The sequence below is a fragment of the Brevibacillus sp. FW306-2-1A-C05A genome (assembly GCF_058781555.1).
The window spans coordinates 65,916-74,429 of sequence record NZ_JBYSWV010000022.1; the positions used below are offsets into that span (position 1 = coordinate 65,916).

An 8,514-nucleotide genomic window follows, 5' to 3' on the forward strand; every position below is an offset into this window, starting at 1 on the left:
ATGGCTATTTGGACCCGGTTAGGGTAATTCCCTCGACAAAATGCTTTTGCAAGAAAATAAAGACAATAATCATCGGCCAAATGGCAAGAACGGAGCCGGCCATCAAAATCGGATAGTTCGTCATGTTCGTATGTTCTCCGGTCAGATAAGCCAATCCTGCGGACAAGGTCATTTTATCCGGCGTACTGTTGACGATCAGCGGCCACATCAGGTCGTTCCAGGACCAGAGGGCGACGAAAATCGCCAGTGCGATCAGCCCGGGCTTGGCCAGCGGCAGCATGATCCGCCAGTAAATCTGGAAGTGGTTGCAGCCGTCCAGCTTCGCCGCTTCCTCCAGCTCTTTTGGCAAGGACATGAAAAACTGGCGCAACAGAAACGTTCCGAATGCGCTGAACAGTCCCGGCACAATCAACGCCGTGAGCGTATTCAGCCAGCCCAGCTCCTTCATGATGAGAAACTGCGGGAGCAAAAACACTTGCCCCGGCACCATCAAGACGGACAAAAACACGATGAACAAGGCGTTTCTCCCCGGAAACTCGATGCGGGCGAACGCGTACGCCGCAAGCGAACACAAGAACACTTGCCCGACGACTTTCACCACTGTAGTCAAGATCGTATTCCAGTAAAAATCGTAAAAAGGCAGCATCTCGAAAATATGCGTGTAGTTCTCCCATTGCAGCGCCGTCGGCCAGATGACAGGCGGCACCTGCGTCGACTCGCCCAGCGTTTTCAGCGAGGTGAGCACCATCCAGACAAACGGCGCGACCATCACCAGAGCGCCAGCGATCAAAACAAGATGAATCAATACGTTTTTGGCTGCTCGATTACGTCCTGTTCGGACACTCATCCCTCATTCCTCCCATCCCGTCATGCTCGCTTAATCGTAGTGAACCCATTTTTTCTGCATTTTCATCTGGACGGCCGTCACAATCAGGATCAGCACGAGCAGCACGACAGCCACTGCGGCTGCATAGCCTCCGTTGCCCGACTCGAAGCCGTTGGTGAAGAACAAATACGCGACTGTTTGCGTAGCCTCGGTCGCCGGATTGCCCAGCTTGCCGATCATCAAATAAATCAGGTCAAACACCTGGAAGGCGCCAATCAGCGACGTAATGCTGACGAAAAAAATCGACGGCGTCAACAGCGGCAGCGTGATGGTGAAAAACATGCGCACAGGTCCGGCGCCATCCATTTCGGCCGCTTCGTAGTAGCTGCGCGGAATGCCCTGCAAGCCAGCAAGGAAAATGACCATGTTGTAGCCGATCGAGCTCCAGACCGCCACGATAATGACGGCGTACAGCGCGATCGCCGGGTCGGATATCCAGCGCGGCCCCTCAATTCCCACCAGCCCGAGCAAGTAGTTGATTAAACCGTAATCGGCGTTGTACAGCCATCTCCACACCATCGCCACGGCAGCCGCCATCGTCACGACCGGCAAGAAATACAGCGTGCGGTAAAACGAGATGCCTTTGATTTTTTGGTTCAGCAAAACGGCGATCAATATGGAGATGGCGATACTGGCAGGCACCGCGAGCACCGTATAGACGAACGTATTTTTCAGCGCGATCCACATGTTCGGGTCCTGGAACAGCAGCACGTAGTTGTCGACGCCCGTCCATTTGTACTTGCCGAAGCCTCCCCATTTGGTAAAGCTGAGATAGATGGTTTGCACGACTGGCCATATGTAAAACACACCCAAACCGATCAGCGTCGGCGCGATCATGAGATACGCCCAAAGCCAGTCGCTTCGCTTCATCCGGTTCAACGATTTTTCCGCTTTTGGCCGGGCAGCGGCATGCACCTCAGGCTGAAGTTGGCTGCTCATCGCAATATCCCCCCTGACAATAAGCTCGTAGCAGGGGATGGCTCCGTTCACCCTCCGAAGCCATCCGCCCGTTGAAACCCTACTCTTGCGCCAGCAGCTCGTTCATTTTTTGCGCAAGCTCTTTGGCTGCATCCTCCACACTCATTTGGCCCGCCCAGGCTTTGGTCATGTACTCCGTCTCCAGCTTGGCCCACTTCGCCGTATCTTTGGAAATCGGGTACGCCTTGGCGTTCGCTGCCTGATCGATGAAAATTTGCAGATTGAAGTTCGGCATCGACTTGACCCACGTATCCTGGGTGCCGTTGAACGCCGGAATCGCCGCGCCTTTGCTCGCCTGAATCTCAGCCGCTTCCTTGGAGCCCAAGTACTTCACAAATTCCCACGCTTCTTTCGGATGCTTCGTGTTCGCCGCGATCACATTGCCCAGGCCGTGAATGACGCTGGTGTTTTCCTTGCCTTTTGGCAAATACGCGACGTCTACCTTGTCTTTTGTATATTCGTTGGTGTGAAAAGCGCTCGCCATCCACGAACCCGTGTAAATCATCGCCACCTTGCCCGACTCGAACAACTGCGTGGACTCGGTTTCCGACATTTGCGCCGCAGACGGGGACACTTTGTCGTTAATCATGTCGACCCACAGCTTCAGCCCCTCGATCGTTTCCGGTTTGTCAAAGCCCGACGACTTCTTGTCCTCGGAGATGACGTACCCGCCGCTCTGGAAGATCGTGTTGTAGTAGTTGTCCTGTCCGTACGGCGCTGCCGCGATGCCCCAGACGCCTTTTTTCTCGTCTGTCAGCTTTTTCGCCGCTTCCTTCAGCTTGTTCCAGTCCCATGTCTCGTCCGGATAAGGCACGTTCGCTTCATCAAACAGTTTTTTGTTGTACCAGAGGCCAATGGTGTCAAAATCTTTCGGCAATGCGTAGTTTTGTCCCTCGTATGTGTACAGATCAACCAGCGCCTTCGGGTAGTTCCCGAGGTCGATGCCGTCCGCCTTGATCTGGTCTGTGATCGGCAACAACACGTCGTTTGCCGCGTACTTGATGATCCGCGGGCCGTTGATCCAGAAAACGTCCGGCAACGTGCCGCCAGTCGCAGCCGCTTCCATCTTCGTCCAATACTGTTTGTTCGGCGTCAGCTCGATCTTGATGTCAATATTGGGATTGGCTTCGTGGAATTTCTTCGCAATTTCCTCCATGGCCGGCATCTGGTTTTTGTCCCACAGGGCGTACGTAAGCGTTACCTTTTCTCCGCTTGCCGCACCCGGCTGTTGCCCTTCAGACGGGGCGGCGCTTTGTCCGCCACCGGAACATCCTGCCACCGCTACCAACAGAGCGGCCATCGCCAATGAAACCAACTTTTTCATGTGAAATCCCTCCTCGACATTACGTTCTCCTCTGTTTTACCCCCAGCTTTTGATTGAAACGACTGTGCCTTGACCTCCGCGGCTCCCCCCTTTCACCATCCGAGGCTCACTTTCTTTTTCCAATGCTAAAATAAAGTCTGCAAAAAGGAACTACAGGCTGAAATGAAAAACGTCCTGTAGCAGTACGGCAGCGGCTGCCTTGACTTCAAAGTCCGCTCCCAGCATAGTCGGGCGGAACTCCAGCCCTTCCACCATGATGCCCATTGCCTGCTCCCGCACCTGTTTTTCGATACGCTCGAACAAGACGTGGTTGTCGCGCATCATTTCCCCGCCGAGAATAATCAGGCTCGGGTTGAACAGATTGACCAGATTGACGATGCCGATCGACAAATACGACGCGATCTCTTCCACGATGTCCTCGCACACCTGGTCTTTTTGCTGCAAGGCTTGGCGGAACACGTCAAACGTAATTTTCGTCAAATCTCCGCCAGCCAGCTCCAGCACGAGCGTCTCTTTGCCGCGCGCAATCGCGGACAACAAGCCCGTGTAGATCGCCGGCCAGGCGACGTAGTTTTCCAGACAGCCGACATTGCCGCAATCGCAGCGCATGCCGCTCCGGTCCACTGTCGTATGCCCAAACTCGCCCGCGCCCCCGCGGCTTCCGCGGAAAATGGAACCGTTTACAACAAGACCTGAACCTACCCCTTCTCCGACTGTCACAAACAGCAGGTTGTCGGCATCAAGCCCCACGCCGAAGTTTTTTTCCGCCAGCGCGATCGCATTGGCGTCATTGTCCAGCCACGTCTCCATGCCAAAGCGCTGCTCGGCGAGATCCTTCAGCGGAACATCCGTCAGCCGCAGCTTGGAGTTGAAGCGAATCACGCCGCTTGCCGCATCGACAATCCCCGGCGCGATGATCGAAATGCCGAGGCAACGGGTGACATCCTCCACCTGCCCCAAGAAGTCCGCGATCGAATCCAGCACGTACTGCACGATCCGCTCGCTCACCATGTCAGGACCGACCGGGTACACCTGCTTGCGCTTGGTCGCCGCCTCCAGGTTCATCTCGGCAATCGTAATCGCCGTATTCGTGATGGAAACGCCGATCAAAAACTTCCCGTCCGGGCAAAAGCGCACCATGATCGGCTTGCGCCCGCCCTTCGATTCCCCTGTGCCATCCTCCGCTACCAATCCGTCGCGAATCAGCTCGTTGACGGCCGAAGTGACGGTGGTAGGGCTGATGCCTTGCCTTTTGGCGATGTCGCTGCGCGAGATGGGCCCATGCTGGCGGATTGTATCGAGTATGATAAAGCGATTCAGTTCTTGAATGAGTTTCAAATCTCCAGTCCTGCGCATCGTATAAGCTCATCCTTTGTTTTTCCAATGACTTTATAAAGTCATCTTAGCAGAATATTCAAGCTTGTGTCAATTTGGATTTTTCAGTTTTTTATGAGTTTTCTTCGTGTTCCGGTTGCTGTCGGGAGCTTTGGAAATGGCATTGTCTTCCTGTATGATGGGGAGAGGAAGGTCTGCTTCTTGCCCCAAATCTCGCAACTAAACCAAAGGTGGTGCTGTCTATGGGTTCTCATCATTTGCTCCATCGAGAGATCAGAGGCTGCTTGCTGCCCTATCTGTTTTATTGCTTCCTCTCAAAACTGACGTTGCAAAGGTTCCGCCCGATTGAGGGCAAGAAAAAAGAATACGAGACAAAATGGCGCGAGAGCCGCTATTTGTAGGAGGTCTACCTGCGCATGTGCAATAACCTAATTTTTGTTATAATTAGAAAAAGTAGCATACTTATCCGACAAAGCAGGTGATTCGATTGGCAAGTTTGGGCGACTCTTCGATTGTGATGTTTCTGCCCTTGCTATTATTTTTGCTTTTCAACGCGATAAACATCCTCATCAGCATTTGGGCCTACCGCGATTCGCGGCGCAGAGGCAACAGCAAAGAATTTTCCGTTATCGTGCTGGTTGCGCTGCTTTTTTTCCCGGTGATCGGGTTGATTGTGTATTTGATTATACGGAAGGATTAGGCTTTGCCGGGATGCCATATTGAGCATCCCTCTTTCGTGTTCACCTGCCAGCCCTGCCAATCTGGCTCGACGGAATCACCGTTCAGCTTTGCGAAAAGGAGCATTTTCATAGACCGGCAGGCTCGAAGCTAAGCCAGCAGTCATTTTTTTGCGTGCCAAACAGCTCAACATGTCACCTATGCGGAGGGAACGATGAAGGAAACAAATTGCTGGATTCCTTATGAACAACGGCGCGGACACCGTGCTGATTTCAAGGTGCACTATCGGTTTTACCCGGAGGCAGAAGGCGGGAGAAAGCTGCTTCCCTTCCAAGGCTATCGCAGCGATTTTGCCTATGAGGGCGATGATCTGAGGGAAACGGGAGTATTCGCGATCCATCCCGAATTTGAGGACGAGAACGGGGATGTCGTTCTGGACCTGACTAGCCCCGTCCCTGCGGAGGGTACGGCGAGGATGTGAATTTTGTTCCCGGCCATGCGCAAAAAAGTCCATATGGACCGAATAAAACCGGGGGTTATCGGCTATTTCATGGAGGGCGCGCGAAGAGTGGCCGTTGCCGAAGTGATGGAGATTGTAGGCTTGCATGAAAACCCTGTGGAAGAGTTGGAGCGCGAGTGACGTTTTTCTACGGTATGCTGGAAAGTATATCGCCTGCAAGCTACTATTTCCCCTGATTTGGCAGGTTTCGTATTTTATGCCTAGATGGTTTTTTGGGCGCTGCTGCTTGCTTGCCAGTGCCCAAAATCGCGTTGAATGGTGGATTGATCGGAAAAACAACGTCCGAGCGGTATGGCTGTTCGGCAGCTTTTTTATGTTTTATTTGGCGATGAACATCCCATTTCTTAACTTATATGCAGGAAAACGCAGCTTTTTACTGGGCAATCATATCGTGATGCACTTCGCGGCTTTGCAAGTAGTTACGCAGTATTTTTCCAAACAAAAACATGAAAAGGAAAATTTTTCTTGATAGCTATTGCGAACATTAATATAATAATAGTGAATTTGGAATTTTAAGGAGGGGCTTTTGTGAACACTGCCATTGCGATTCTCACTTTTATCGGAGATCTCATCCCATTAATCGTTCAACTGCTAAAAGCCTTTGCTTAATTTCCGAACGATCCGCAATGCAAGGGGCTGTTCCTCTGTCATTTTCCATGACGTAAGGGACAGCCCCTTCTCTCATTTAGCTCATTGTCTCAATTTCATTCCTATTGATGAGAAAACAATCGCCAGGTTTATCGCTAATTCTTTCGTGAACAAAAATAATCGTCCAGTCCATGGTCGAGTCAAACAGATACATATCAAAAGTGAAACGCGTGTAAGATTGCATCAATTTTGCTGCATCCATCGTAAACACTTTGCCGTATGCGAACTCTTTGCCTAACTTGCTTGTTGCGTCCCAGAAAAACAGCACTTCTTGTTTGCTTTTCAAAAAATCTGTTGCTTCAGCCAAGCTCATCCCTTGCATTTTGCAGCAAGCCTCTTTTCCTAAAAACTCCCAAAGGAATCCTCTGTGCAATGTTACATATCTTTTATAGAGAAACTTGCGAATTTGGTTACTGTCTACATCGAAAAATGTTTCTATGTACTGCCTGCGAAGCAGTTTTGCCCTCGCTTCTGGCAAAACGGGAATCTGCCGCACATTCACGACATCTGGCAAGTATTCTACTGAACGATAAACGTACATGTGATAATTGCCGCCTGATCCAAATACAAACTCTCTATATTCGCTATATTCTTCCTCTTCAAGCACCTCGTAATTCGTCATCGAAAACATGTCGTGTGAATAGTCCTCTAGAAAATAAGGTACTTTGGCATAAAGCCCCGCAGGTATTTTCGAGGCTATACACCTCTCCGGGAGATTTTCTATGGAACTGACTCGCTTGCCAATAATATATTTTTCCCCACTTGAAAAGAAATAAAAGACATTATTTTTCATCACATGTTCAATCTCTGACAAGATAGGGTCAGGCGCTTCGAAAAATTCATCCCAATCAAAACCCATATCAACTTCAATACCTGCGATATAAAATTCTTCCGTTGCTACAATGTTTAAGCGCATTCTATCCTCCTTATTTTACCAGAATCATAGCAGGAAAGGACGCAACTGTATATATGTTACGCCCTTTCCATTAGATTTATTTCAAACCACGCCACGGGAAGAAATGATGACCCCCCAGTCTTTGCCAAGAACCGTTTTTCATCTTCAGTAAGTGATAATGAGGAAGATTAGCGAGCCTAAGTTCCCCACCAGAGTAGTAATGAGGGTCTTCATATTTTTTATCATAATTCTTCTGTGTGACAACTTTTTCAGCATAATCTTTACGAACACTAAATGTGTCTCTTTCCTGACGAGCCAACAGTTTAGCTTCACTAAGAGTTAATGGATCCCCAACAATCACTCCACCCAGCCGATTTAAAAAAGCTCTAAAATGCTTCACTTTATTTCTTTTAATTTCGTATGTAACTGTTTCGCTAATCGACAGACTTTCTGTAACGATTTTAATAAATGACCTGCCTTCGTTATTCCCAATATCTTGAGCAAGTCTATCTTTTCTTGCAACATAGTCACTCAAATAATCGCTGACAATGATGGCTCCCGTAACAAGAGCAACAAAATCCCCTACCGGAAGTGGACCATCAATCGCAGCAATCACTCCCAATGCAGCCAAGCGCGCTGCCAACTGTCTTTCTGTCATACGAATCCCGGCATTTTTCAATACAGTTAGCGCTTCACTCGTTGCCATACTCCTAAGAGATACTTGTTTGGAAGACTCATCTTCTGGAAACTCGTTATGAATCTGGTAGTAATCATAATATTCTTGAGCAAGTGTATCTATGCGCTCGAAATCTCTCTGTAGTGCTTCTGGATCTACTTCTTCCATATATCTCATTGCATCAGTCTGATTCGTCGTATCAGGAACTTGATATTTATCAACAATTGATGCTACTTCTGCAAATAAGTACTCCTCATTTTCTTCCATATATTTGGTTAATTCATTATTCATTTCTCTTGCTTGTTCTGTCTCGGTTTCAGCCATTATTTCCATGAAATGCTCAATCTCGCTACGTTGAATATAGCCATCGTCTTCCTCAGTAGTGCTGGCGTAAACACCATTGGCATTTACAAAGAGAAGCCCCAAAATTAACAATACTGTTAACCACCGCTGATTTTTCAGCATAATAACTTGTTGATACTACTATCCCAGTAGCTCAACATTTCACTCCCTCCATCTTTAATTGGAAACTTTGGTTTTTGTTACCATTTATACTTATACCATACTTTTAATC

10 protein-coding genes are annotated in these 8,514 nt (G+C 49.2%); 4 read left to right on the top strand and 6 right to left on the bottom strand.

The window, feature by feature from the left end; translation table 11 throughout:
* Window positions 1–4 precede the first annotated feature (4 nt).
* The 4 genes from AC3WJN_RS14730 to AC3WJN_RS14745 form a co-directional block, all read right to left on the bottom strand.
* Window positions 5–847 carry a carbohydrate ABC transporter permease gene (locus AC3WJN_RS14730; RefSeq protein ID WP_007780639.1) on the bottom strand — a complete coding sequence of 281 codons (843 nt, stop codon included), beginning with the start codon at window positions 845–847 and terminating at the stop codon, window positions 5–7.
* A 30-nt stretch (window positions 848–877) separates the two neighbouring features.
* Window positions 878–1,825, bottom strand: a complete 948-nt coding sequence (locus AC3WJN_RS14735) for a carbohydrate ABC transporter permease (RefSeq protein ID WP_005833827.1) — start codon at window positions 1,823–1,825, stop codon at window positions 878–880.
* A gap of 79 nt (window positions 1,826–1,904) precedes the next feature.
* On the bottom strand, window positions 1,905–3,188 hold the full coding sequence (locus tag AC3WJN_RS14740; protein WP_007780642.1) for an ABC transporter substrate-binding protein: 1,284 nt from the start codon (window positions 3,186–3,188) through the stop codon (window positions 1,905–1,907).
* A gap of 150 nt (window positions 3,189–3,338) precedes the next feature.
* Entirely contained in the window at window positions 3,339–4,544 is a 1,206-nt protein-coding gene (locus tag AC3WJN_RS14745; RefSeq protein ID WP_005836648.1) for an ROK family transcriptional regulator, read from the bottom strand.
* Between the two features lie 466 nt (window positions 4,545–5,010).
* On the opposite strand from AC3WJN_RS14745, the gene AC3WJN_RS14750 reads away from it, so the two are divergent.
* The 4 genes from AC3WJN_RS14750 to AC3WJN_RS14765 all read left to right on the top strand — a co-directional run bounded on the left by AC3WJN_RS14750 (window position 5,011) and on the right by AC3WJN_RS14765 (window position 6,190).
* Window positions 5,011–5,223: a PLDc N-terminal domain-containing protein gene (locus AC3WJN_RS14750; RefSeq protein WP_005836646.1), complete on the top strand. Its 213-nt coding sequence runs from the start codon at window positions 5,011–5,013 to the stop codon at window positions 5,221–5,223.
* A 192-nt stretch (window positions 5,224–5,415) separates the two neighbouring features.
* Window positions 5,416–5,682 carry a hypothetical protein gene (locus AC3WJN_RS14755; protein ID WP_007780648.1) on the top strand — a complete coding sequence of 89 codons (267 nt, stop codon included), beginning with the start codon at window positions 5,416–5,418 and terminating at the stop codon, window positions 5,680–5,682.
* Window positions 5,683–5,685: 3 nt separating this feature from the next.
* Window positions 5,686–5,841, top strand: coding sequence for a hypothetical protein (locus AC3WJN_RS14760; RefSeq protein ID WP_007780651.1), 156 nt, complete (start codon window positions 5,686–5,688; stop codon window positions 5,839–5,841).
* Window positions 5,807–6,190, top strand: coding sequence for a hypothetical protein (locus tag AC3WJN_RS14765; protein WP_157179512.1), 384 nt, complete (start codon window positions 5,807–5,809; stop codon window positions 6,188–6,190). The genes AC3WJN_RS14760 and AC3WJN_RS14765 overlap by 35 nt, the downstream gene beginning before the upstream one ends.
* Window positions 6,191–6,406: 216 nt before the next feature.
* On the opposite strand, the gene AC3WJN_RS14770 is transcribed toward AC3WJN_RS14765, so the two are convergent.
* Together AC3WJN_RS14770 and AC3WJN_RS14775 are read right to left on the bottom strand one after the other, a co-directional pair.
* Window positions 6,407–7,285 (bottom strand): hypothetical protein, encoded by an 879-nt coding sequence (locus tag AC3WJN_RS14770; RefSeq protein WP_007780654.1) that lies wholly within the window; start codon window positions 7,283–7,285, stop codon window positions 6,407–6,409.
* A 76-nt stretch (window positions 7,286–7,361) separates the two neighbouring features.
* Window positions 7,362–8,375, bottom strand: coding sequence for a hypothetical protein (locus AC3WJN_RS14775; protein WP_237716610.1), 1,014 nt, complete (start codon window positions 8,373–8,375; stop codon window positions 7,362–7,364).
* Between the last annotated feature and the right edge of the window lie 139 nt (window positions 8,376–8,514).

What these genes read in the sequence shown, in the direction of transcription:
- AC3WJN_RS14730 (WP_007780639.1), bottom strand. Translation starts at nt 847, where the DNA reads ATGAGTGTCCGAACAGGACGTAATCGAGCAGCCAAAAACGTATTGATT.
- AC3WJN_RS14735 (WP_005833827.1), bottom strand. Translation starts at nt 1,825, where the DNA reads ATGAGCAGCCAACTTCAGCCTGAGGTGCATGCCGCTGCCCGGCCAAAA.
- AC3WJN_RS14740 (WP_007780642.1), bottom strand. Translation starts at nt 3,188, where the DNA reads ATGAAAAAGTTGGTTTCATTGGCGATGGCCGCTCTGTTGGTAGCGGTG.
- AC3WJN_RS14745 (WP_005836648.1), bottom strand. Translation starts at nt 4,544, where the DNA reads ATGCGCAGGACTGGAGATTTGAAACTCATTCAAGAACTGAATCGCTTT.
- AC3WJN_RS14755 (WP_007780648.1), top strand. Translation starts at nt 5,416, where the DNA reads ATGAAGGAAACAAATTGCTGGATTCCTTATGAACAACGGCGCGGACAC.
- AC3WJN_RS14765 (WP_157179512.1), top strand. Translation starts at nt 5,807, where the DNA reads ATGAAAACCCTGTGGAAGAGTTGGAGCGCGAGTGACGTTTTTCTACGG.
- AC3WJN_RS14770 (WP_007780654.1), bottom strand. Translation starts at nt 7,285, where the DNA reads ATGCGCTTAAACATTGTAGCAACGGAAGAATTTTATATCGCAGGTATT.